This window comes from Flavobacterium sp. JAS (genome assembly GCF_020991455.1).
Lineage (GTDB): Bacteria > Bacteroidota > Bacteroidia > Flavobacteriales > Flavobacteriaceae > Flavobacterium.
On sequence record NZ_JAJMOX010000007.1, the window covers coordinates 65077 to 90732 of the forward strand.

General features: G+C 36.3%; 15 protein-coding genes. 14 read left to right on the forward strand and 1 reads right to left on the reverse strand.

The window, feature by feature from the left end; all coding sequences use genetic code 11:
* Nucleotides 1-156 precede the first annotated feature (156 nt).
* The 14 genes from LPB88_RS11635 (at nucleotide 157) to nagB (ending at nucleotide 23406) form a co-directional block, all read left to right on the forward strand.
* Nucleotides 157-3309, forward strand: a complete 3153-nt coding sequence (locus LPB88_RS11635; RefSeq protein WP_230715664.1) for a TonB-dependent receptor — start codon at nucleotides 157-159, stop codon at nucleotides 3307-3309.
* A gap of 16 nt (nucleotides 3310-3325) precedes the next feature.
* On the forward strand, nucleotides 3326-5212 hold the full coding sequence (locus tag LPB88_RS11640) for a RagB/SusD family nutrient uptake outer membrane protein (protein WP_230715666.1): 1887 nt from the start codon (nucleotides 3326-3328) through the stop codon (nucleotides 5210-5212).
* Between the two features lie 68 nt (nucleotides 5213-5280).
* Nucleotides 5281-5616, forward strand: a complete 336-nt coding sequence (locus LPB88_RS11645; protein ID WP_230715668.1) for a hypothetical protein — start codon at nucleotides 5281-5283, stop codon at nucleotides 5614-5616.
* Nucleotides 5617-5756: 140 nt separating this feature from the next.
* On the forward strand, nucleotides 5757-6707 hold the full coding sequence (locus LPB88_RS11650) for an ROK family protein (protein ID WP_230715669.1): 951 nt from the start codon (nucleotides 5757-5759) through the stop codon (nucleotides 6705-6707).
* A gap of 466 nt (nucleotides 6708-7173) precedes the next feature.
* Nucleotides 7174-8553 (forward strand): sulfatase, encoded by a 1380-nt coding sequence (locus LPB88_RS11655; RefSeq protein WP_230715675.1) that lies wholly within the window; start codon nucleotides 7174-7176, stop codon nucleotides 8551-8553.
* Nucleotides 8554-8577: 24 nt separating this feature from the next.
* A complete protein-coding gene (locus LPB88_RS11660) occupies nucleotides 8578-11262 on the forward strand; it encodes a DUF4962 domain-containing protein (protein WP_230715677.1) in 2685 nt (894 codons plus the stop codon).
* Between the two features lie 83 nt (nucleotides 11263-11345).
* Entirely contained in the window at nucleotides 11346-15386 is a 4041-nt protein-coding gene (locus LPB88_RS11665; protein ID WP_230715679.1) for a hybrid sensor histidine kinase/response regulator transcription factor, read from the forward strand.
* 47 nt (nucleotides 15387-15433) lie between these two features.
* The gene (gene kduI, locus LPB88_RS11670; RefSeq protein WP_230715681.1) at nucleotides 15434-16276 is read left to right on the forward strand and encodes a 5-dehydro-4-deoxy-D-glucuronate isomerase; all 843 of its coding nucleotides are present in this window, start codon (nucleotides 15434-15436) and stop codon (nucleotides 16274-16276) included.
* 6 nt (nucleotides 16277-16282) lie between these two features.
* Nucleotides 16283-17413, forward strand: coding sequence for a DUF4861 family protein (locus LPB88_RS11675; RefSeq protein WP_230715682.1), 1131 nt, complete (start codon nucleotides 16283-16285; stop codon nucleotides 17411-17413).
* 314 nt (nucleotides 17414-17727) lie between these two features.
* The gene (locus tag LPB88_RS11680; RefSeq protein ID WP_230715684.1) at nucleotides 17728-18522 is read left to right on the forward strand and encodes a gluconate 5-dehydrogenase; all 795 of its coding nucleotides are present in this window, start codon (nucleotides 17728-17730) and stop codon (nucleotides 18520-18522) included.
* Nucleotides 18523-18528: 6 nt separating this feature from the next.
* The gene (locus tag LPB88_RS11685) at nucleotides 18529-19539 is read left to right on the forward strand and encodes a sugar kinase (RefSeq protein WP_230715686.1); all 1011 of its coding nucleotides are present in this window, start codon (nucleotides 18529-18531) and stop codon (nucleotides 19537-19539) included.
* Nucleotides 19532-20197 carry a bifunctional 4-hydroxy-2-oxoglutarate aldolase/2-dehydro-3-deoxy-phosphogluconate aldolase gene (locus LPB88_RS11690; protein ID WP_230715688.1) on the forward strand — a complete coding sequence of 222 codons (666 nt, stop codon included), beginning with the start codon at nucleotides 19532-19534 and terminating at the stop codon, nucleotides 20195-20197. The genes LPB88_RS11685 and LPB88_RS11690 overlap by 8 nt, the downstream gene beginning before the upstream one ends.
* A 1-nt stretch (nucleotide 20198) precedes the next feature.
* Nucleotides 20199-21470, forward strand: coding sequence for an MFS transporter (locus tag LPB88_RS11695; RefSeq protein WP_230715689.1), 1272 nt, complete (start codon nucleotides 20199-20201; stop codon nucleotides 21468-21470).
* Between the two features lie 7 nt (nucleotides 21471-21477).
* Nucleotides 21478-23406 carry a glucosamine-6-phosphate deaminase gene (gene nagB, locus LPB88_RS11700; RefSeq protein ID WP_230715690.1) on the forward strand — a complete coding sequence of 643 codons (1929 nt, stop codon included), beginning with the start codon at nucleotides 21478-21480 and terminating at the stop codon, nucleotides 23404-23406.
* 197 nt (nucleotides 23407-23603) lie between these two features.
* On the opposite strand, the gene LPB88_RS11705 is transcribed toward nagB, so the two are convergent.
* On the reverse strand, nucleotides 23604-25427 hold the full coding sequence (locus LPB88_RS11705; RefSeq protein WP_230715693.1) for an alkaline phosphatase: 1824 nt from the start codon (nucleotides 25425-25427) through the stop codon (nucleotides 23604-23606).
* Nucleotides 25428-25656: the final 229 nt, after the last annotated feature.

The following is a 25656-nucleotide window of genomic DNA, read 5'->3' on the forward strand; positions in this document are numbered from 1 at the left end:
TTTGAAATTTCACTCATAATCTTGCCAGAATCATTTGACAGACATCATTTGGCATTGCAACAAGAAAGTGGATAATTTACATGACAAGACGAAAACTAAACTTAAATAATATCAATTAGGAAATAAGGTCACACTTATTCCAATTTAAAAAAAATTATGAAAAGGACTATATTTTTATTTTTGCTGCTTACCGCTTGTACAGTTATGTACGGTCAGGATATTATTACCGTAAAGGGCGTAGTAACCGATTCGCAAAGCATGCCAATGCCAGGAGCAACGGTTTCTGAAAAAGGAACTAAGAATAGTACCGTTACTTCATTTGACGGTGAATATCAAATCAAAGTAAAATCTAATGCCATATTGATTTTTACTTTTATTGGGACAAAACCCAAAGAAGAGCAAGTTAAAAACAGAACACTTATTAAAATCAAGTTGATTGATGACGCTAACAATCTTGACGAGGTAGTTGTAGTAGGTTACGGAACAAAAACCAGAAAAAATATTACCGGAGCAGTTTCCTCTGTTAAAGGGGAAGAACTTTCAAAAGTTCCGGTACAAAACGTAGCGCAGGCATTACAAGGACGTATTGCTGGTATGCAGGTTACAATGCCCGATGGAACTCCGGGTGCCCAACCAACACTTAGAATTCGTGGGGGAACTTCGATCACGCAAAGTAACGAGCCTTTGTATGTTGTTGACGGTGTTGCGCAAACGGGCGGATTAAACTTTTTGGACAATACAGATATTGAAACTATTGATGTATTGAAGGATGCATCATCAACTTCCATCTATGGTGCGCAAGGTGCAAACGGTGTAATTTTGGTAACTACAAAAAGAGCAAAAGGCGGAAAACTACAATTGAGCTATGATACTTACGGAGGAATAAAAACGATTGCCAAAGAGCTTCCGTTAATGAATCCGTATCAATACACACAATTAATGTATGAAGGAGCAATTACAGATGCCGTAAGACAACAGAAATTTGAAGATAATTATGGTACTTATGATCAGCTTGAGGGGCTTTACAAAAACAGAAAAGGTATAAACTGGCAAGACGAGGTTTTTGGAAATGCCGTAGTAAGTCAATATCACAAATTAGCGATTAGCGGAGGAGAAAACGATACTAAATTCAACGCATTTTATTCTGTCAATAACGATCAGGGAATTATGTTAGGAAGCGAATCTATCAAAAATATCGCAAAACTTTCTGTTACACATAATGTGAATAAAAAGCTTTCTGTTAATGCAATTGTCAATTTTTCTAATCAAAAAATAACAGGACTTTCTACTGGCGAAGGTGGAAATGCGAGATTAAGTATGTTGCAAAACGTATTACAATATCGCCCAACGATTGGAAAAACAGGCTCAGATGAAGATTTAAAATACTTAACTGTTGATCCATTAGACAATCAGGCTTCACCAGCGCTCCAGAGCCCGCTTGTTACGATCGAAAATCAAAAAAGAGAAGCAGTTACAAGAGCCATAAACATGAGTATGCAGCTTAAATACAACATTACTCCTGATTTAGTTTATTCGGGATTAATTAGTTACACAGATAATAGTGAAAAAAGTAAATACTTCAATGGTTCTGATGGTATACAGGCAATTAGAGCCGGCGGACCAAATGGTGGAGTTACACACAATATTTCGACTCGTTTAAACTACAACAACGTCTTAACGTACAGCAAAACTTTAAACAATCATAAATTTGATGTAACAGCAGGTCAGGAATACATTTATAATTATGCCGAAGGAGTCACTGCTTCTGCTTCTGCTTTTCCTGATGTTAATTTAGGTTGGGACAAATTGCAATTAGGAACCATTCCGGGAATTCCAACAACATTTGCCGAAGATGATAAACTGTTATCATTCTTTGGAAAAACAAACTACTCTTTCAAAAACAGATATTTATTTTCTGCGAGTATCAGAGCCGATGGTTCGTCTAAATTTGGTACCGAAAATCGATGGGGATATTTTCCTTCAGTATCTTTGGCGTGGAGAGTTATCGAGGAAGATTTCATGAAGCGTTTACCTGTATTCTCTGATCTGAAATTCCGTTTTAGTTATGGAGAAGCCGGAAATAACCGAATTGCAAATTATGCCGCATTAGGTATCTTTAATTCAGGATCTTATCCACTTAACAATCAAGTGAATATTACTGCATTTCAAAACAATCTTCCTAATCCGTTCCTGAAATGGGAAGCTACAAAATCAACTAATATTGGTATGGATTTGGGATTCTTCAAACAAAGAATTTCACTTACTACAGAACTTTATGAAAACCGTTCTCAGGATTTACTTTATAACACACGTATTCCGTCTAGTTCAGGATTTAAAAAACAATTTCAGAATATTGGAGCGACTTCAAACCGCGGAATAGAGTTTACATTAAACACTGTTAACATTAAAACCGAAAAGTTTAACTGGAATACAAGCCTCAATATAGCTTTTAATAAAACCAAAGTACTTTCATTAAGCGAAGGCGAAAATTCACTAATAACGAATAGTTACACAGATAAGAGTGATTATATTTTGCAAGTTGGCAAACCGGTTGGAGTTATGTACGGTTATATAAACGACGGTTTATACCAGGTAAGTGATTTTGATTATAACGCAGCGACTAGTGTTTATACTTTAAAAACAGGCGTTGTTAAAGATAATGTAGCTGTACAGCCGGGGTTCATTAAATTTAAAGACATTAGCGGTCCAAACGGAACTCCCGATGGTGTAATCAACGATCTAGACAGAATTGCAATTGGTGATGCTAATCCTAAATTTACAGGTGGTTTAAACAACACTTTTAGCTATAAAGGAATTGATCTAAGTATATTTCTTGATTTTACAGTGGGCAACGATATTTACAATGCCAATGTATTGAACAACTCAAGACTTAATTTAGAAAATCTAAACACATTTGTCATTTATGCTGATCGATGGACAACTATAAATGCAGCAGGACAACGAGTAACAGACCCAACTGAATTGGAAGCCTTAAATGTTGGTAAAACAAATCCTTCTTATGCAGGTAATGCAACCGGACGTTTGTACAGTGATATTATAGAAGACGGTTCGTTTTTAAGAATTAACAATATAAGTTTAGGTTATACCTTACCAAAAGAATGGTTAAAGAAATCGAAAATCTCAAATCTGAGAATCTATTTTACCGCTTATAATTTATATGTATTTACCAAATATTCAGGATATGATCCAGAAGTAAGCGTACTTAATAATGCGATAACAAGAGGAGTCGATTTTAGTGCTTATCCTAGAAGTAAAACCTTTTTAACAGGATTAAATATTTCGTTATAATTTAAAGTTTAGAAAAATGAAAAATAATATATTTTCTCGCAGAGCCATTGTTGCAGCAGGTATTGCCTGTCTCCTATTGCCTCTTAATTCCTGTGATAACGAAATAGAAGTAACGCCTTATTCTTATTTCACCACAGCCAACTTTTTCTCGAGTGTAGACGAAGCTACCATGGCTACATTAGGCGTTTACGAATCAATGTCTTCGATGGATAGTTATGGCTGGAATATTTCATTAATTTTTGATGCCGATACTGATATTGTACAAATGAGCGGTGAAGGTGCTGATGACTGGAGAACAATCGCGCATTATCAGGGAATCTCTCAAACTATAGCGCTTTACAACTCATGGAGTAAACTTTACGAAGGAATTGACAGAGCAAACGTAGTCATTGAGAAAATACCTCAAATGTCTCTTTATGGTAATGGAACTCCAAACCAAAAAGAGCAATTAAACCGATTAATTGGTGAAGCTAAATTCTTGCGCGGATTTTATTATTCTGAACTTGTTCGTTTATGGGGCGATGTTCCTTTTAAAACCAAAAGTTCGCAATCAGGAGATAATCTAAAAGGAGCTCTTGTTGACCGCAAAGAAATATACACTCAAATTATAAAAGACATGCAGGAAGCTGCTCTTGTTTTACCTGAGTCAACTCCTACAGATGAGCGTATCAACAAATGGGCAGCTAAATCAATGCTGGCAAGAGTTGCCTTATTTGCCGGGGGATATTCTTTAAATACAGATGGAACGATGAAACGTCCTGAAAACTATAAAGACTATTATAAAATAGCGCAACAGCAAATTAATGATGTTATGGCTCAAAATCCATACAAATTAAATCCTTCTTATGCTAAAGTATTTAAAAACCAATGTCAGCATGTTTTAGAACCAACTGAAAACATTTTTCAGGTTGCTTTTTACAATCCGTCAGGAAACATAGGAAATGCATCCTGGGTTGGAAACTTCAACGGACCAACTACAGCAAATGGATTTTATCCGTCAAATATTGCAAGATGTTTAGTTCCGAAACCATTTTATAATAGTTTTGATCCAGCAGATCAAAGAAGAGATTTTTCGATTGCAACCTATTCAATAAATGCATTGGGAAATAAAGTTCCGCTTTTAACATCAAGACAAGATGAAAGTTGGACGGTCGCCAAATGGAGCCGTGAATATCAGACTAATGCAACTGCAGAAAGAGTTTACACACATATTAACTGGGTGGTTATGCGCTATTCTGATTTGCTTTTAATGCAAGCTGAAGTAGAAAATGAATTAAATGAAGGTCCAAATTCAATTGCGTATGATGCCGTAAATCAGGTAAGAAGAAGAGGTTTTGGAGCAGATATTCAAGGAAGCCGAATCGCTATTGATATAAAAACCAAAGGTACAGGATACACATCTGCACCAAATGTTTTAATACAAATTACAGGCGGCGGCGGTTCTGATGCTTCAGCAGCTGTAGTAACACTTGCCAGCGGAGGTATTGGTACAATTGCCATGTTACGTTCTGGCGACGGCTATACTTCTGTCCCAACGGTAACCATTACAAGTGTAGACGGAAAAGGATCCGGAGCAACTGCAACAGCAAGGCTTATAGCAAAACCAACGGAAGCAGAAATTAATCTTAAATCAGGATTAAGCAAAGCCGATTTTCTTAAAGCTCTGCAAAAAGAAAGAGCTATGGAGCTTTCAGGAGAAGGAATACGCAGAGCCGATTTAATTAGATGGGGAATTTTGTCTGATAAAATAATCGAGACAAACGCAGCTGTTAAATTAATTCGTTCGAACTATTTCTATCCATCAATTAACAATTTTGTAACCGGTAAGCATGAATTATACCCTTATCCACAAAATGAAACTGATGTAAATAAGAATATTGTACGCCAGAATCCAAACTATTAGACCAATAAATTTTGATAATCCTTCCAGATAAATAGTTTTTTTTTGGAAAAAATATAGAACCAAAAATTATGAAAAAGATAGTATTATTCAGTATGCTGTTAATTAGTACAATGATGTCAGCGCAAGATAAACCGAAAGACATGAAAGTATTAAGAGACTCTATTTTTACAGTCATGAAACTTAGCAATGTCAAAAGACAAAAAATGCACGATCTAATTGCAGAAAGCGGTAAAGCTCAAAAAGCTATTAAAGATGATCCGGCACTTTTTTATGACCATAGACAAGAAAAACTTGAGGCTTTAAAAAAAGATGTAACAGCCAAAGAAAAATTGATTCTAACACCTGAACAATTTCAGATATGGAGAGATTTTGGAAAAGCGTTAAGTACTAAACCAAAGCAATAATACTTGTCATGACAATGATAAAAAACAAACAATTAATTTTTTTTATAAAATCAATCATTTTTTAAACATTAATGCAGAACTTGTCGTTCTGCATTAATTGTTTTAAATAGAAAAGAAATAACAAAAATAAAAGTAGCATTATGACTAGCTTAGATGATATACAAATGTCAAAATCGTACGCAATCGGGATTGATATTGGTGGTAGTTCACTTAAATGTGGTGTTGTTAATGAACTGGGAGAAATCCTGTTTTCATTTATAGTTTCCTTAAAAGATGTAAAAACCAAAGATGAAATTATAACTTTAATAAGTAACGCTATTACACAATGTACAGATCAATTAAAAGAACCAATTGTAGGTATCGGAATTGGTTTTCCCGGTCTTATCGAAGATGATGTTATTGTTGGCGGTGGTGTTAATTTACCCGCTTTTGAGCAATTGCCGTTGGGTAAAATTCTAAAAGATCTTACAGGACATAATGTTGTAATTGATAATGATGCCAACTTAATGGGACTTGCCGAACTAATTTACGGCGCAGCCAAAGACAGTACCGATGCTGTTTTTCTAACTATCGGCACAGGAATTGGTGGAGCAATTATGATTAATAAAGGACTTTACAGCGGCTTCAAAAATCGTGGTGGTGAATTAGGTCATACCGTGATTCAGCAAAACGGGATATTATGCAATTGCGGCGGACGCGGTTGTTTAGAAACCTACGCCTCTGTTACGGCATTAATCAATTATTATAAAACTCAGAACACAGCAGCTGAAAAAAACATTGATGGCAAAACCATTATCGAGAAATATCTTTCGGGAGAAGATCATGCGGTAAAAACCATGCAGCATCATTTCGATTACTTAGCTGCGGGAATCGTCAATTTTGTAAATATATTTAGTCCGCAGAAAGTGATTATTGGCGGCGGAATCAGCGAAGCAGGTCAGTTTTATATTGATGAACTAACACAAAGAGTAAAAGCAGCTGCACTTCCTATTTCTTTTGCCCATAGCAAAATTGTAGCGGCAGAATTAGGGAACAAAGCCGGATTGTTGGGTGCTTGCGCGAATGCGTTTCAAAAGTTTAAAAGCGCTTAATAAATTAATAGAATAATCTCGCAATCCCGGGAGCTATCGGGAGCAAAGACGCAAAGTTTTTTATATTCTTTGCGTCTTTTTTTGTGGTTAGTTCTGCCATGAATTGCACGAATCTACACGAATTATTTTTAGCTGTAATGTGAATCCAATCTTTGTCGAGCTTCTCGTGGAGATTTCTCGTTCGAAAATGACAAAACAAGACGATAACATTGAATTAAAAAATTCGTGCTTATTCGTGACTCGAGCGATAGCGAACAGGCGAAGCAAATTCGTGGCTAAAAACACTTCGCAATCCTCAGCGCTAAAACATCATTTTGGCTAATTATCACCGCTTTCAAAGGCTTTTAACTAAATTTAATATCATTTTACACAAATTCAAAACCTTAATAAAAGGTTGTTGAGTAAATTCGTTCTTGCATTTAAGACTTTACAAAACCAAAAACCAATCTATTAAAATTAGGTAGATATGATGTTTCAAAAAAACATAATAATTCTATGTCTATTAGGAGTACTAAATATTCCGGTATTAAGTAACGCACAAACCACTGCGCATCCTAATATTCTAATCATCATGACCGATCAGCAAACCGCTGATGCAATGAGCATTGCCGGCAACACCGATTTGCACACACCCGCAATGGATAAACTAGCACAAAACGGAGTACGTTTTACCAAAGCTTATTGTGCTCAGCCTTTATGTTCGCCGTCGCGCTCTGCCATAATGAGTGGAAAAATGCCTTTTCAAACAGGATTTATAGGCAACGCTCCCGAAAAAGACGGTCAATGGCCGGACGATTTATTAATGATGGGAAAAATTTTCCAAAACGGAGGTTACAAAACCGGTTATGTAGGCAAATGGCACCTTCCCGTTCCTACCACAAAGAAAAGCCAGCACGGATTTGAATACATTGAAAACACCAATTTTCAGGATTATAATGATGCCGCAACACCATCTTTCTGTGCCAGATTTATTAAAGAAAATAAAAACACACCATTTTTACTTGTAGCTTCCTTTTTGAATCCACATGATATTTGCGAATGGGCTCGTGATGAAGATTTAAAAATGGATATTTTAGAAAAAGCACCTCCCGCAGATCAATGTCCACAATTACCCGCTAATTGGAAAATTCCAGACAATGAACCAAAAATTGTCCGCGATCAGCAAAAAATAAGTTTTAGAACTTATCCTACTGTAAACTGGAATCCTGATCAATGGCGACAATACCGCTGGGCATACAACCGATTGGTAGAAAAAGTAGACAGTTATATCGAAATGGTTCTTGCCTCTTTAAAAAAGTACAATATCGAGAAAAACACCATTATCATTTTTACAGCAGATCACGGAGACGGTTACGCAGGACACAGCTGGAATCAGAAACAAATATTATACGAAGAGTCGGCTAAAATTCCATTCATCATTTCAAAAATAGGCGAATGGAAACCCAGAACAGATGATTTATTAGTTTGCAACGGTACCGATATTATCCCAACGATTTGTGGTTTTACAGGAGTTCCAAAACCCTATTATTTAAGAGGAATTGACATCAGCAAAAAGATAGAAAATCCAGCAGAAAAATTACGAGATACCTTAGTCATCGAAACGGATTTTGCCGATAACGAAGAACTCCTAAACATTAGCGGACGTGCCGTAATCACAAAAGATTATAAATATATTGTTTACAACAAAGGTGAATTAAAAGAACAGCTTTTCAATTTAACTACAGATCCAGGTGAAATCACCAATCTGGCGGTAAACAAAACATACAAAAAAGAATTAATTGCCATGCGTCAATATTTAAAACAATGGTGCAAAAACAATGGAGATAAATTCAATTCAGGATTATAATTCGCTTAAAAGAAAAAAAATATCATGATCAATAAAAAAATATTCACGTTAGTATTCACCATTTTAAGCTTGTCTGTTTTTGGTCAGCAACCTTCAGCCACGATCAAACTAACAGCAGAAAAACTACATTCAAGAGTTCGCGAATGGCCTTATCCGGTAAACGGAATAATGGTTCCAACCAATGCTCCTGCCCTGCTTTGGCCAGCAACAAATGGTAAGGAAATGGTTAAACCAATGGAAAGCGGCAGCGAAGTTCCCGAAGATCCAAATATTGGCAATGTCCGATACAAAATAATGTTGGCAAGCGACAAAAGTTTCACTAAAGATTTGCTTACCAGCCCAGAACAGCGTTGGGCAGTTTATCCGTTACATCAGGCATTAAAAGCCGGAAAATGGTATTGGAAATATGCTTACGCTTTAAAAGGCAGCAACCAATGGACATGGTCATCCGTTTACGATTTTGTAATCGATGCAAAATATGCCGGTCAAAAAGTTTCACCGCCCATAAGTGCAGTTTTAAAAAGAAACGAAGGATCACATCCGCTTTTGTGGGACATGAACCGCATTGGCGAAGATTTCTATCGCAATAATCTGGATAATCCCGAAGCTAAAAAATTTATTGCTTTCGCCGAAAAACTAATGGAGGCGCCACTTCCAACAGAAAAACCACAAAGAGTAATTGATACAACAGGCAAAAACAAGTTAGAGAAAAAGATCATTATCGAGAGAATGTATCACGGTTTTGGTGATGCGGTTGGAAATCCGGTTCGCAATCTTTGTATCGCTTATCAACTTACAAAAGACAAACGTTTTATTCTCGATGCAAAACGCAGAGCTTTAAATATCGCCAACATGAATCCTGACGGATTAGCAACAGGCGATGATTTTACAAGCGGCGCCGTACTCGAAGCATTAGGTTGGTTTTATGATGCCGGATATGAGTTTTTAACTCCACAAGAAAAAGAGCTATTCAAGAACGTAATAACCATTAGAGGCCGTAGAGTTTACAATCATTTACCAAACCGTTTTGAATTGCATGTAAGTGATAATCACGTTTGGCAAATTACATTACGCAACCTTGCAATTGCAACAGTAGCCGTTATAAATGATGTTCCTGAAGCAAAAGAATGGCTTACGTATATGTACGAAGTCTGGTCAGCAAGATTCCCGGTTTTAGGTACCACAGACGGTGGCTGGCACGAAGGAAATGGCTATTTCAGAGTTAACTTTAAGTCGATTGTTTACTTATCTCAAATGTTTGGTGATTTTAGCGGAGTCGATTATTTCAAATTACCCTGGATGGAAAACCTTCCGTATTATATGATGTACACACATCCAAGTGGCGCTGCAAGTACCGCAATTGGTGACATGTGGGAAAACATTCCGTATATCGTAAAAGGCGAAGCATGGTTTGCAGATGCACTTACTTACAGAATGAATAATCCGTACTTAAACTGGTATGTTGGCGAAATAAAAAGAGATTATCCAAGCTATTATCACGGTACAGATGATTTCTTATTCTTTAGATTATTAAACTATAAACCAAACAGAAATTTACCAACAACTTCACCGGAAAACCTACCTAAAACACGCAAATTTGGCGATGTTGGTGTAGTCGCCATGCACGAAGATTTGGCTAAAGCCAATAAAACCCTAAGCAGTTATTTGTTTAGCAGTCCCTTTGGATCTTCTGGACACGGACACGCTTCTCAAAATGCTTTTACCATTAATTACAAAGGAAAAGTAATCTTTGGCGGAACAGGATATTACAGCAATTTTAGCGACAAACACAATCTTTTATATTACAGAACCTCAAAAGCTTACAATACGATTTTAGCCGATAGTTTAAATCAGAAACTTGGTGAAGAAGGTTACGGATGGATTCCAAGAGCAATTTCGGGGCAACGAATTCAGTACGCTTTAGGAGATGCAAGTAACGCTTATGGCGAAATAAAAAGTGAATTCTGGTTGGACAGATTCAAGCAAATTAACGTTGTACCAAGCAAAGCAAATGGTTATGGAGAATCTGGCGTAACTTTATACCGCAGACATATGTTGCAATTAGAAGGCGGATATATTGTTTTATACGATGAATTAGAAGCAAAAACTCCGGTAAAATGGACGACTCAGTTTCATTGTCCGTATTATACAATTGAAGGAGAAAATTCGGCGAATGCCAAACAACAAAACTTCATTGTAAAAACAGATTTAGGAAATGTAAATGCAAGTGTTTTTGCCAATAGTCCGCTGAAAATGGCCGTACACAACAAATTTTACGAAGCTGCCATAAACTGGAACAAAGTTACTAATGATGAAGGTGAGATCAAAGATTTTAAAGACCAATGGCACGCCGGAATCACTTCTGAAGCAAAGCAAAAATTCAGATTTTTAACCATCATTCAAGTTAAAGGTGGTAAAACAGAAGTTATTAAAACGATCTCAGACAACAATGGTTTATCACATTTTCAGGTTGGAGATTGGGATATTCAGACGCAATTAGACGGCGAAAAACCTGCTGGATTGCAAATCAATGGTAAAACAGCCAAATCGTTGTTTAGCTATGGTAATCTGCCAATTAAATTTGAAGGAAAAACATATTCACCTAAAATTGTCGGAAGCTCTGTACTATTAGAAATGAACGGTTCAAAAGTGAACAAACAAGAAGCAATCGACGAATTGCCGGATGTTGCGAAATACGATAAAAATTAAACCAGAAAAGATGTTTAGTTTTTATTTAAATTAGAGGTGAATTCCTTTTAAATAGAAAACAAAATAATTATAATACCACTGTCATGAAGAAAACGATTGTCCTGTTAACATTTTTCTTCCTTGTACTTTTCGCTGCTAAAAGCAACGCACAAGTGCAAGACCGATATTTTCGTACTATTTCGGTCGATAAAGGCTTGTCCCAAAGTTCCGTATTTGCCATTCAGCAAGACACACTGGGTTTTATCTGGATTGGAACTCAGGACGGACTAAATCGTTATGACAGCAAGGGATTCAAAGTTTATCGACCAATTAAAAATGTCAAAAACAGTTTGCAATCCTATTACATTCGAAGCTTGTTTACCGATCATAAAGGGCAACTATGGGTTGGTGGCAATCAGGGAATCAGTGTTTACAATTACAATACCGACAGTTTTACAAATTATCAGCTTCCGCGTAGTATTGGCGAATGGTATATTTCATCCATAACCGAAGACAGCACGCATAAAATCTGGGCAACCTCGATTACAGGCGAAGTATTTGTTCTTTCTCCCGAAAGTCAAAATTTTACCGCGATCAGGTTTAGCGCTTCTTCACACGAGATTAAAAAAATCGCTTATATAGGACTTTGGCAAAAGCAAATAATCCTGGGTACAGATGTTGGGCTTTTTAAATTGCAAGCCAAGAATCATCAACTTATAAAAATTAATTTAGGCGCAAAAAGACCTTATATCAATGATGTTTATGTAGACGGGGAAAAATTGTGGGTTGCCACAGAAGGCGATGGCGTTATTCAATACAATCCTAAAAACGGACAAACAACTTCCCTGCTTCACAGCGCCACAAACAGTAGTATTGCAGACAATAATATCAGATGTGTTGGAAAAGACACAGAAGGAAACATCTGGCTTGGAACCTTTAGAGGGCTTTCTATTTTTAATCCGAGCCAAAATTCATTCACAAATTATTACCATCAAATATCTCAGCCTTATACGATTAGTCAAAATTCGGTTCGCTGTTTTTTTAAAGACAAACAAAACGGAATCTGGTTGGGAACCTATTACGGAGGTTTAAATTATTATCATAAAAACGATATTAAGTTCAATCTTTTGAGTCAGAACTCTGGAAAACCGTCCTTGAATGACGAAGTAATTGGTGTTATTAAACAAGATGAAAAAGGTAATTTCTGGATTGGAAGTAATGACAAAGGTGTGAATTATTGGAACAAAAACGCCAATACCATTAGTTATTATTCGAATAGCGAAAACAACCCAAACAGCTTAAGTTCGAACAATATAAAAGCCATTGAATTTGATGATAACGGAAATGTTTTAATAGGAACTCATAACGGCGGACTCAATTTACTGAATCCAAATACGGGGTCTACACAGCGCTTTCGCCACGACGAAAACAATCCAAATACGATTGCAGGAGATTTAGTTTACAGCTTATTAAAAGATTCAAAAGGCAGAATTTGGGTAGGAACAAGATCTGGTTTAGACCAATTTCATCCAGAGACAAAATCTTTTACACACATTCATTTAGACAAAGCCGGAAAACGTCCGACATCTGATGATATTACGTTTCTTTTTGAAGACAGCAGACATCGTATCTGGATTGGAACCACAAACGGAGTAACGCTTTTTTATCCCGATACAATGTTATTTGGAAACATTGGACACGGAAAACAAAGCGATGACATTGTAAATTGTGTTACCGAAGATCAAAAACAAAGAATCTGGATTGGTACCAGAGAAGGTTTGCGATTGTATGATGAAACGCAGGAATCCTTTATTAGTTTTAGTGCCAGAAAAGATTTCGTTAAAGAAACCATCTACGGAATACTTCCTGATGACGATGGAAACCTTTGGATTTCAACCAACAGCGGCTTAATCAAGTTTAATCCTGACAAAGGTTCTGTTCAGACTTTTGACGAAAGTGACGGTTTACAAAACAAGCAATTCAACGATTATTCTTTCTATAAAGCAAAAGACGGAATGCTTCTTTTTGGCGGAATTAAAGGTGTTTCTTATTTCTATCCTTCGATGGTAAAACAACGTCCGCTTCCGCTAAAATTGAGTTTTACAGCTTTAGAAGTTTTAAATAAAAACGTTGCCGTTGCTGATGAAACGGATATTCTCGAAGAACATATCGATCAAACCAGTGAATTGGAAATTGGACCTGAATACAAACAATTCAGTATCTTTTTTAATACATTCAATTACATTTCTTCCAATAGAACACATTATTATTATCAATTAGAAGGAATCGACAAAGACTGGCAGCGAACGGATGAACTTAAAGTTAGTTACAGTAATTTACCCGCCGGAAAATACAATTTCCAGATCAAAGCCATTGGTCCAAATGGTGAAATGAGCGCTGTTCGAAGCCTGAAAATTATCATTTTGGCACCTTGGTACAAAACGATATGGTTTTCTTTATTATTGCTTACAATCATTGGTACAGCAGCATACATTGGTTTTAAAATTATAAAAGAAAGAATAAATGCCGTTCAGCAATTAAAATTGGAACGAATTGACAAAGAACGTGTGAGTTATATCAATCAGGTAAAAATGGACTTTTTTACTAATGTATCACATGAATTAAGAACACCTTTGACCTTGATTTTAGCACCATTAGAAGAATTATTAAAAATGCCATTTGCGGATAAGATATCCAAAAAGAAACACGAATTAATGTTCATTAATGCCAAAAGACTTTACAACTTAGTTGACCAATTATTTGAGTTTAGAAAAACCGAAATGGGAACCCGACAACTTAAAGTGGGCAAAGGCGATATTGTAAGTTTTACACAGGAAATTTTTGAATCGTTTAAACCACTTTCTGAGAAAAACAGCATTCATTATACGTATCATTCAGAAGAACCACAATTGTTATTTTATTTTGATAAAGATGCAATGGAAAAAATTCTATTCAATCTTTTATCAAATGCTTTTAAATATACCAAAGCAGGTCAGACAATTCATGTTGAACTGATTAAGAAAAATGATATGGTACAAATTAAGGTCGCTGACACAGGGGTCGGAATTAGTGAGGAAGATTTGTCTAAGGTTTTCGACCGTTTCTATCAGGTAAATAATCGCGAGATGAATTTGGGTTCCGGTGTTGGATTGGCCTTTACAAAACGTTTGGTCGAATTGCATCATGGCGAAATTACTGCCGAAAGTACCATGCAGGAAGGAAGTATTTTTACTGTAACGATTCCGATGGCAGAGGTAGTTTATAAAAACGATCAGCATGTAGAAGAATCTGCTTATGACTTGTCGATTATCTCTGATAATGAACTCGAAACAGACGATTCATTATTACCGGAAGAAAATGAAATAATCGAAAGAGATCAGCCAATCAAGCTTTTAATTGTAGACGATAACAAAGAAATTCTGGATTATTTACAGGATTATTTCAGCAAAATATATGACGTTACCGTGGCTTATGATGGTCAGATGGCACTGGATCTTTTAGAAGTTCAGCCGTTTGATCTTATTATCAGCGACGTTATGATGCCGGAATTAGACGGTTTACACTTCTGTAAAAAAGTAAAACAAAACATCAATACATCGCATATTCCGTTGATGCTTTTAACCGCTCGAAATGAAACCAGTCAGCAACTAAAAGGGCTCGAAATGGGTGCTGATGATTATATCACAAAACCATTTTCGACACCATTATTAGCCGCAAAAATTACAAACTTGTTACGTTCTCGTAAACGCTTAAAAGAGTATTATTCAGTAGGAAAAGAAATGGTTCCGGAAAATATTGCTTTTAATACCCTTGACGAAGAATTCCTGAAACACGCAATTCAAATTGTCGAAGATCATTTGGCTGATTCGGAATTTTCAGTAGATCAGTTTAGTAAAGAAATCGGAATGAGCAGATCTAATTTATATCTGAAACTAAAAGCCATTACCGGAGAATCTGCGATGGATTTCATCAAAAGAATCCGATTTAAAAAAGCTGTAGAACTCATGCAGAGCAAGCGTTATACAATTGCACAAATCACTTATATGTGTGGTTTTAATTCGCCTTCGTATTTCTCTACGGCATTCAAGCAACATTACGGTTGTATGCCAAGCGAATATCTGGCAAAATTAAATGATGAAAATTAATATCTAAATACAGTTTAAAAACTGAAATTACAATAAACCAAATAATTATGAATACCAATTTTGAAAGTCGTTTTGCAGTCAGTCCAAAAGAAGCAAAACAAATGAATACCGAAGAATTACGAGAGAATTTTTTAATCGAAACTATTTTTATCGCAGATCAGGTAAAACTAACTTTATCACATTACGACCGATATATTATTGGCGGTGCAATGCCAATCAATCAAAAAATAAGCTTACCAAATCCTGATGATTTAAAAGCACAATATTTTCTGGAAAGAAGAGAATTAGGAATAATCAACGTAGGCGGAAAAGGAATTATCACCGCTGACGGAGAAAAATTTGAACTAGATTTTAAAGAAGCTTTATATCTGGGAAAAGGCATAAAAGAAGTTACTTTTGAATCAGCAGATGCAAACTCTCCGGCAAAATTCTATTTGAATTCCGCTCCCGCACACCATACTTATCCTTCTAAAAAAGTAACCAAAGCTGACGCCGAAATTGTAGAATTAGGAACAATGGAAACGGCAAACCACCGCATCATTAATAAACTGATTGTAAACAGTGTAGTACAAACTTGTCAGGTTCAAATGGGAATGACAGAATTAAAATCAGGAAGTGTTTGGAATACCATGCCGGCACACACGCATGACAGACGTATGGAAGCTTATTTTTATTTTGAAGTACCACAAAACCAAAGTGTTTGCCATTTTATGGGACAACCGCAGGAAACCAGACATATCTGGATGCAAAATGAGCAAGCCGTAATCTCACCAAACTGGTCAATTCACTCTGGAGCGGGAACTTCAAATTATACTTTTATCTGGGGAATGGCGGGTGAAAATTTAGATTATGGAGATATGGACCATTGCGCTATTAACGATTTAAAATAATTGAATATGAAAATTATAAAACTCTTCACTTGCCTTGCTTTTCTACTGCCTATAAGTATTTTGGCACAGACAAAAGCCACTGTTACGATTCAGAATAATTCGGCATTGGAACGAAAAGAAACTGTAGTAGCTATAAAATGGGAAACTATTTTGGCGCATTATCCGCAAATTGATACTGCCAATTTTGTGGTGATTAATCAGGCTACAAAAAAGCAAGTTCCTTTTCAGTTAGAACATCGCGGGGATGCTGCAATTCAAAATCTATTAGTTCAGGTTGATGCTAAAGCAAAAGCAACACTTACGCTAACAATTCAAAAAGGAAAACCGGAAACTTTTGTCACTAAAACCTATGCACGTTATGTACCGGAACGCAAAGATGATTTTGCCTGGGAAAATGACCAAATCGCTTTTCGTGCTTATGGTAAAGCCATAGAGAAAACTAGTGAAGATGCTTCAGGATTTGATGTTTGGGTAAAAAGAACTAATAAAATGGTGATTAACGACCGCTACAAAAGAGGAAATTACCACATAGACGCTGGCGACGGAATGGATTATTATCATGTTGGCCCAACATTAGGAGCAGGAAATATGGCGCCATTTGTAAAAGACAGCATTCGCTATTCAGCAAATTATCACCAATGGAAAGTATTTGACAATGGTCCTTTAAGAAGTACTTTTCAACTGTCTTATGATGCTTGGGATGCAGGCGGAATCAAAGTAAAAGCTATAAAAGTTATTTCTATTGATGCAGGTTCTCAGCTTAATCGAGTTGAAAACACTTATACTTTTGAAGGAGCCAAATCTCTTGACGTTGTAGTTGGTTTAAGCAAAAGAGCCGAAGCCGGAGTTATTTCGTTAAACGAGCAACAAGGTATTATGGGGTATTGGGAACCAACATTTGGCGAAGATGGAACTACAGGAGTTGGATCTATATTAACGACGCCTGTAAAAAATATGTTTGCAACCAATACGCAAATATTAGCCAAAACTACTGTTACCAATAATGAACCTATTGTTTATTACACAGGAGCTGCATGGAACAAAGCTGGAAAAATTACTGAGGCCAAACAATGGTTCAATTATTTGGATAATTTCTATCAAAAAATAAAGAATCCACTAATTGTAAAAGTAGAATAAAGCTTCACAGTAGATAAATAAAAACTTTAGATAAAAACACTTAATCAGCACATTAAATTGTAGTTGACAGCCATAATCATGTCTTTTTTGAAAAGAATGTACTGCTTGTCAGGCTGAGCGGAGTCGAAGCCTCGTAAGTAACTCGACAAAGAAAATTTTACCGCAAAGTTCGCAAAGGATTACGCAAAGTTCACAAAGTTTTATGAATTGCGCTTTGCTTTGAGATCACAAAGGAATTGTGTCACACTGAGCTACAACAGGAGACAATTCAATAAAAATATCAGATTACTATTAACCAAAAAAAAAGAAAAAAAATGTCAATTAACTTATTTGATTTAACTGGAAAAACAGCCCTTATTACAGGCGGAGTTCATGGCTTGGGGATGGCAATGGCAAAAGGACTTGGACATGCCGGAGCAAAAATTGTTGTAAACGATCACTCTTCGCAAGAAGCAGTAAATAATGCTGTTGCAGAATACAAATCTGTGGGAATTGAAGCCTACGGATATATTTTTGATGTTACTGATGAAGCAGCAGTAATCGCTGCAATAAACAAAATCGAAGCCGAAGTTGGCCCAATCGATATCTTAATCAACAACGCTGGAATCATCAAGAGAACTCCAATAATCGAAATGGAAGTTGCCGATTTTGAAGCGGTAATAAAAGTAGACTTAACAGGGCCTTTTATAGTTTCTAAAAATGTTGCCAAAGGTATGATCAGCCGTGGCGGTGGTAAAATCATCAATATGTGTTCTATGATGAGCGAACTTGGCAGAGACTCTGTAAGTGCTTACGCTTCTGCAAAAGGAGGACTAAAAATGCTAACGAAAAATATGGCTACAGAATGGGCTAAATTCAATATCCAGACAAACGGAATTGGTCCGGGATATTTTGCTACAAGTCAAACGGCACCAATTAGAGTAAACGGACATCCTTTTAATGAATTTATTATTGGAAGAACTCCGGCTGGTCGTTGGGGAGATCCTGAGGATTTGCAAGGTGCAGCGATATTTTTGAGTTCTAAAGCAAGTGATTTCGTAAACGGGCATATTGTTTATGTCGATGGAGGAATTCTGGCTACAATAGGAAAACCATCAAACGAAGACTAATTTATCATGGGTAAAGTTCTTTGTTTTGGCGAAATCCTTTTGAGATACAGCATGGGGGAAAATTTCCCTCAGCAGCAAGATATGTCGGCTTATATAGGCGGTGCAGAAAGTAATGTTGCCTTAGCATTGGCAAAATGGAATGTTCCGGTTGGGTATTGTACTGCCCTGCCCGATTATTTTTTGTCAGATACGATCCTTGAATATTACAATAAAATGGGTGTTGATACAACTTCCGTAATTAAATCCGGAGAAAGAATTGGGACTTATTATCTTAATCAAGGTGCTGATGTTAAGAATGCCGGCGTAATTTATGATCGAAAATATTCTTCATTTTCAGAATTAGAACCGTCAAGTATCAACTGGGACAAAGTTTTTGAAGGCGTTTCCTGGTTTCATTTTACAGCCATTGCTCCTGCTTTAAATACAGATGTTGCAGCGCTTTGCGAAGAAGCCTTAATTGCAGCTACACAAAAAGGGATAACAATTTCATTGGACTTAAACTACAGAGAAAAACTCTGGAAATACGGTTTAAATCCTAAAGAAGTAATGCCAAAACTGGCTAGTTATGCCCACGTAATTATGGGAAATATCTGGTCTGCCGAGAAAATGTTGGGAATAGCAATTGATTCAAAATTAACCGAATCTGAAAATGATCTTGATTTAGTGAAGCAAGCCCGAATTACTTCTGAAGAAATTTTGTCAAAATATTCCAATTGTAAAACGGTTGCAAATACCTTCCGCTTTAGCGAAGAAGAAAGCGTAAAGTATTTTGCAGCTTTATATCAAAACGGAAATATCTACAAAAGCGAAACTCTTTTTGCGACAAATACCATTGACAAAGTAGGAACCGGAGACTGTTTCATGGCAGGACTTATTTACGGAATACTTCATCAAAAACAATCACAGCAAATAGTAGATTTTGCAGCAAGAGCAGCCTATCAAAAATTATTCATAAAAGGAGATGCTACAACATCCAAAGTCGAAGAAATCGAACAGTTAATAAAGCAAAATGAATAAGACAGAAAATGTTATTCAACAAATCACTCAATCGGGTTTGTTGCCTTTATATTATAATGAAAGTAAAGATTTAAGTATAAATATATTAAAAGCTTTATATCAATCAGGTATTAGAGTTTTAGAATACACAAATCGTGGTGAAAATGCCTTAGAAAATTTCAAGGCATTAAAGATAATTGCACAACAACAAATGCCTGATTTATTGCTTGGAATTGGTACTATAAAAACCGCCGAACAAGCCAAAAAATTTATCGCTCTTGGAGCCGATTTTATCGTAAGTCCAATTGTTTCTTCTGAAGTTGCAAAAGTAGTTTCGGATCACAATTTAGCCTGGATTCCGGGTTGTTTAACACCTACAGAAATTCATCAGGCGCAGGAATTGGGAGCAAAATTGGTAAAGATATTTCCGGGTAATTTAGTGGGTTCTTCTTATATACAAACCATAAAAGACATTTTTCCGGATCTTCTGTTTATGCCAACCGGCGGAGTTGAACCGGAAAGACAAAATCTAAAATCGTGGTTTGGTGCAGGCGTTTCGGCTGTAGGTATGGGAAGTAAACTCATTAAATCCAACCTGATTGAAGAAAACAATTCTGAAGCATTTTCAGATTATATCTCAAAAATGATGCTTTTAATCCAATCTTGTAAAAACTCTTAAAATGGATATAGCTTCACAAAAAAGAGTTCGATACGGCATTCTTGCCTTATTGTTTTTTGGTACAACCATAAACTATATCGACAGGCAGGTAATTGGGCTATTAAAACCCACATTAGAGAAAGAATTCAACTGGACAGAAACAGATTACAGCAATATCGTTATGGCTTTTTCTGCGGCCTATGCCATTGGCCTTATGGGTTTTGGAAGATGGATTGACAAAATAGGAACAAAACTTGGATATTCTGTATCCGTGTTCTTTTGGAGCATTGCTGCCGTGGCGCATGCATTTGCAAAAAGCACTTTTGGTTTTGGCTTAGCCCGAGTTGGTTTAGGAATTGCTGAAGCAGGAAATTTTCCCGCTGCAATAAAATCCGTAGCCGAATGGTTTCCTAAAAAAGAACGCGCTCTTGCAACGGGAATATTCAATTCGGGAGCAAATGTTGGTGCTGTGGTTGCTCCTATTATGGTTCCGGCAATTCTGGGCGCTTATGGCTGGCAGGAAGCTTTTGTTATTACGGGAGCAGTTGGTTTTATCTGGTTGATTTTTTGGTGGAAATTCTATGAAACTCCAGCCCGACACAAAAAAATATCCAAAGAAGAATTCGATTATATCCACAGTGATAATGAACTTGTTTCGGCAATAGAAGTTCCGGTAAAATGGACTGCATTATTCAAAATAAAACAAACCTGGGCATTTATCTTCGGGAAATTATTGACAGATCCGGTTTGGTGGTTTTTCCTATTCTGGCTTCCATCTTATTTCTCCGAAACCTTTAATCTCGATTTAAAGAAACCTAGTTTGCCTTTGGTAATTGTTTATACCGCAACTACAATTGGTAGTATTGGTGGCGGATTTTTATCTTCTTATCTTATAAAAAAAGGATGGAATGTACAAAAAGCCCGCAAAACGACCATGTTTATCATTGCACTTTGTGTGTTGCCAATTATGCTGGCTCAGTTTACTAAAAATATATGGGTGGCAGTTGGTTTAATTAGTTTGGCAGCAGCGGCACATCAGGCTTGGAGCGCCAATATATTTACTACTGTATCTGATTATTTTCCTAAAAAAGACATTAGTTCCGTTGTAGGTATTGGCGGAATGGCGGGTTCTGTTGGCGGAATCCTTTTTCCATTAGCAATTGGGATGATTCTGGATCATTACAAACTTTTAGGAAACATCACCGCAGGTTACAATATTATCTTCATTATGTGCGGTTCTGCTTATTTATTAGCTTGGATTGTAATGCATTTTTTAACCATTAATAAAAAATAAACTCAAAATGATAAAAAGTACAATAGATAAAGCAACCGGATTCGAAAAACGATTTGAGAACATCAATACCGTTGCTTTCGAAAACTCCGCTGAAGCTTCAAAAGCTGTTGCACAACAAATCGCAACACTTATCAAATCAAAACAAGAAAACAACGAATCTTGCATTTTAGGACTTGCAACGGGTTCTTCCCCGAAAGGATTATATGCCGAATTGGTGCGTTTACATAAAGAAGAAGGTTTAAGTTTCAAAAACGTAATTAGTTTTAATTTGGATGAATATTATCCAATGGAACCCAATTCGATCAACAGTTATGTTCGTTTTATGAAAGAATTGCTATTTGATCATATCGATATTTTACCTGAAAATTATCACGTTCCGGACGGACTTTTAACAAAAGAACAAATCGCTGATTATTGCCACGATTATGAAGCTAAAATTGAAGCTTTGGGTGGAATTGATCTTCAAATTCTGGGAATTGGCGGTAACGGACATATTGGTTTTAATGAATCTGGATCGTTGCAGAATTCCAAAACAAGATTAGTGGCGCTGGATCATATTACAAGAGTTGCTGCAAGTGGGGATTTCTCAGGTTTGAGCAATACGCCAAGAACAGCAATTACGCTTGGAGTAAAGAAAATTATGGAAGCCAAACAAGTTATTTTAATGGCTTGGGGCGAAGGGAAATCCGAGATTATTAAAAAATCTGTTGAAGAAGAAGTGACCAATCAAATTCCGGCTTCGTTTTTACAGGAACATAATAATGCAGTTTTTGTTTTAGACAAAGAAGCTTCTTCAAAACTAACTAGAATCAACAGACCTTGGTTGGTGGAGAAAATTACATGGACGGATAAGCTAATTAGAAAAGCGGTTTTAGGATTGGCGCTTCAGCTTAAAAAACCCATTTTAATGTTGACAGATGCTGATTATATCGAAAACGGAATGAGCGATTTATTAGCAGATTCTGGTCCTGCTTACGATATCAACATTAAAATATTCAATAAACTTCAAAATACAATTACGGGCTGGCCAGGCGGAAAACCAAATGCTGACGACACCAATCGTCCGGAAAGAGCAGAACCGGCAAGAAAACGTGTCTTGATTTTTAGTCCGCATCCTGATGATGATATCATTAGTATGGGAGGAACTTTTATGCGTTTGCAAGAGCAAGGTCATGAAGTACATGTTGCGTATCAAACCTCAGGAAATATAGCTGTTGCAGATGATGAAGCGTTACGTTTTGCTAGTTTTGTTTGTGATTACAATAAAAAATTCGGAATTAAAAGCCCTGAAGCTGAAGCTATTTATAAAAAGGCAATTGTATTTCTAAAAAATAAAAAAGCAAGCGAAATTGATATTCCCGAAGTTAGATATCTAAAAGGTTTAATTAGAAAAGGAGAAGCACGTTCCACCAGTTATTTTGTGGGTTTACCGGATGAACAAATTCATTTTATGGAATTGCCTTTCTATGAAACCGGAGCTATCGAAAAGAAACCTTTAGGCGCGGAAGATGTGCAATTGACAATGGCTTTAATCGAAAAAATCAAACCTCATCAAATTTATGCAGCGGGAGATTTAGCAGATCCACACGGAACGCATAAAGTTTGCCTTGATGCTATTTTTGAAGCCGTAAAAGCTTTGAAACCGAAATCATTTATGAACGGTTGCTGGTTATGGTTGTACCGCGGAGCCTGGCAGGAATGGGGAATTGACGAGGTCGAAATGGCTGTACCAATGAGTCCTGATCAGGTTTTGGCAAAACGTCACGGGATCTTCAAGCACCAATCTCAAAAGGACGGTGTTGTTTTTCAAGGAACTGACACAAGAGAATTTTGGCAAAGAGCCGAAGACAGAAATAGTGAAACTGCTCAATTGTACAATCAATTAGGTTTGTCGCATTATGCTGCAATGGAAGCTTTTGTGAGATGGGTCTATTAGAAAGGTTCTAAGAAGCTGAGTTACTAAGTGACTAAGCTTTTTTAGCTTTTAAATATTCGCCACGAATTCACGAATTAATCTTAAATATAATTCGTGAATTCGTAGCGAAATTATTTAATTTATTTTTATCAAATACTGAGGTATAGGTTTCTTCACTAAAAGAAAAAAGAAACAAAAAGATCTCATTAATACAACAATTACTTTGTAGAAAGAACCTGCATTATCTTCGTATAAATCTCTGTATTTTGGTAAACTCCCATAAAATTTTGAGCTCCCGGACCATAAGCAAAAACCGGAACCGAAACTGCTGTATGATCGTTTGTGCTAAAACTTCCGTGTACAAATCCTTTTTCTACACTTCCATCAATTAAAGAAAGGCCACCAGTTTCGTGATCCGCTGTAACGATTAATAAAGTTTCTGGATTTTTATCTACAAATTCCATTGCCTGTCCCACTGCTTTATCAAAATCCAGCATTTCACGAACTACATATTCCACATTGTTTTGATGTCCGCCGTAATCGATTTGCGCCCCTTCGGCCATGATGAAAAACGGATTCTTTGTTTTGGCAAATGTTGATGTTGCTTTCGCCAAAGATTTAGTTAAAAATTCACCTCTCCCCGCTTTCATAGAAACTACCGAAGCATCTTCTAAAACTACAAATTTGCTGTTTTTAATGGTATCAAGACTGCTGAATTTATCCGAAAAAGTATATCCTTTTCCAATCAATACTTTAGATAAATCTTTACCATCTTTTCTGAAATAAAATTCCTTTTGTCCTCCTCCAATCAAAATATCTGAAGGATTTGACAGAAAATCTGCTGCAATAGGTTCGCTATAACTTCTATCAGGCTGATGCGCATAAAAAGCCGCCGGAGTAGCATCAGTAATGTTTCCTGCGGAAATTATTGCTGTTTTATAATTTTTCTTAATTAATTGCTGTGTGATCAGTTCCAGAGGTTTTCCGTTTTCATCAACACTAATAAATCTATTATTGGTTTTATGTCCCGTTGCCATTGCCGTTGCGCCCGCAGCAGAATCTGTAATGTAACTATCCGAAGATTTCGTAATAGACAATCCCTGTGTTGGAATATTGAATAAACTCAACTGCCCTTTATTAGCCGTATAGCCTGCGTAAATTTGCGTCAATCCCATTCCGTCACCAATTAACAGAATTACATTTTTAGGTTTCTTTTTAGAAAATGACAATCCGCTTTTAGGAACATAAGCCTGATGAAACTCAGTATTCTGATAAAATGTTGTTTTGATATTGTTAATGAATTGCGTCAATGTCGGGACATTATCCGTAGCAATATAATCTACTTTTAAATTCATCAAAGTCATCCAAGTGTTCACATTATCCTGAGTACCCCAGAATCTGATTTTTTTATTCTGATCGTGTACTTTTTTAATGATTGCTTGTACTTTCTCAGTATCCCCTTGTGTCATTACACCTTTACCGTTCCAAATTGTGATTTCTTTCAAATCCTCACTAATCATTTCAACACGGGATAATTGCTCCGGAGTATAATTTTCATTCAGTCTTCCGTCAAAATAAATAAACTCTGGATAATCTTTCCAGTTTGTCGGAGAAGGTCGGCTACCTGAAATAACGACTTTTAGATTTTTATTCGAAATCAAATCCGGATACATTTTTAATTGCTGAACGATTAATTTCAAAGTTGGTTCAGCTTCTGATTTGATGTCGATCATTAAAATTAAAGGCTTGTTACCTGGATATGCTTTTCCACCTAAAGCCTTTAATTTATTAGATAAAGGATCCAAATACATACTTCTAAGTGTGTTATAAGTCGTAATTTCTTTAGAAGTATGAGCAACAGGCAAATCATTATTTACCAGAAAAACATCGGCTTCGATAACGCCAGCTTCATTAGAATACGCTTCGTAAAAAGGAAGTTTACTTGCATAATCATTATGCGAATGAATGTTTGAAGAACTGTATTCCTGTGCTTGTACAAACAGGAAAAAATGGAAACAAAAAAGGGTGATTAATTTTTTCATTGTAAAAATTGGGATTTTATTTAAAAGCTGTAGGTAACTTTATTTAGGAATTGTTATTGTTGGTATTATATTTAAACACATAGAAGTAATAGTTTATTGGGCTGAAAAAAGGCGTTTCACTTATTTAAACAATCATAGCCCGTGTAGTTTGTCATTTCGACCGAAGGGAGAAATCACACTAGAAATTCCACAATCAAAATCGCCAATCTTTGTCGAGCTACTAGTGTGA

Coding starts and splice junctions, on each gene's coding strand:
- LPB88_RS11635 (WP_230715664.1), top strand. CDS start 157: ATGAAAAGGACTATATTTTTATTTTTGCTGCTTACCGCTTGTACAGTT.
- LPB88_RS11640 (WP_230715666.1), top strand. CDS start 3,326: ATGAAAAATAATATATTTTCTCGCAGAGCCATTGTTGCAGCAGGTATT.
- LPB88_RS11645 (WP_230715668.1), top strand. CDS start 5,281: ATGAAAAAGATAGTATTATTCAGTATGCTGTTAATTAGTACAATGATG.
- LPB88_RS11650 (WP_230715669.1), top strand. CDS start 5,757: ATGACTAGCTTAGATGATATACAAATGTCAAAATCGTACGCAATCGGG.
- LPB88_RS11655 (WP_230715675.1), top strand. CDS start 7,174: ATGATGTTTCAAAAAAACATAATAATTCTATGTCTATTAGGAGTACTA.
- LPB88_RS11660 (WP_230715677.1), top strand. CDS start 8,578: ATGATCAATAAAAAAATATTCACGTTAGTATTCACCATTTTAAGCTTG.
- LPB88_RS11665 (WP_230715679.1), top strand. CDS start 11,346: ATGAAGAAAACGATTGTCCTGTTAACATTTTTCTTCCTTGTACTTTTC.
- kduI (WP_230715681.1), top strand. CDS start 15,434: ATGAATACCAATTTTGAAAGTCGTTTTGCAGTCAGTCCAAAAGAAGCA.
- LPB88_RS11675 (WP_230715682.1), top strand. CDS start 16,283: ATGAAAATTATAAAACTCTTCACTTGCCTTGCTTTTCTACTGCCTATA.
- LPB88_RS11680 (WP_230715684.1), top strand. CDS start 17,728: ATGTCAATTAACTTATTTGATTTAACTGGAAAAACAGCCCTTATTACA.
- LPB88_RS11685 (WP_230715686.1), top strand. CDS start 18,529: ATGGGTAAAGTTCTTTGTTTTGGCGAAATCCTTTTGAGATACAGCATG.
- LPB88_RS11690 (WP_230715688.1), top strand. CDS start 19,532: ATGAATAAGACAGAAAATGTTATTCAACAAATCACTCAATCGGGTTTG.
- LPB88_RS11695 (WP_230715689.1), top strand. CDS start 20,199: ATGGATATAGCTTCACAAAAAAGAGTTCGATACGGCATTCTTGCCTTA.
- nagB (WP_230715690.1), top strand. CDS start 21,478: ATGATAAAAAGTACAATAGATAAAGCAACCGGATTCGAAAAACGATTT.
- LPB88_RS11705 (WP_230715693.1), bottom strand. CDS start 25,427: ATGAAAAAATTAATCACCCTTTTTTGTTTCCATTTTTTCCTGTTTGTA.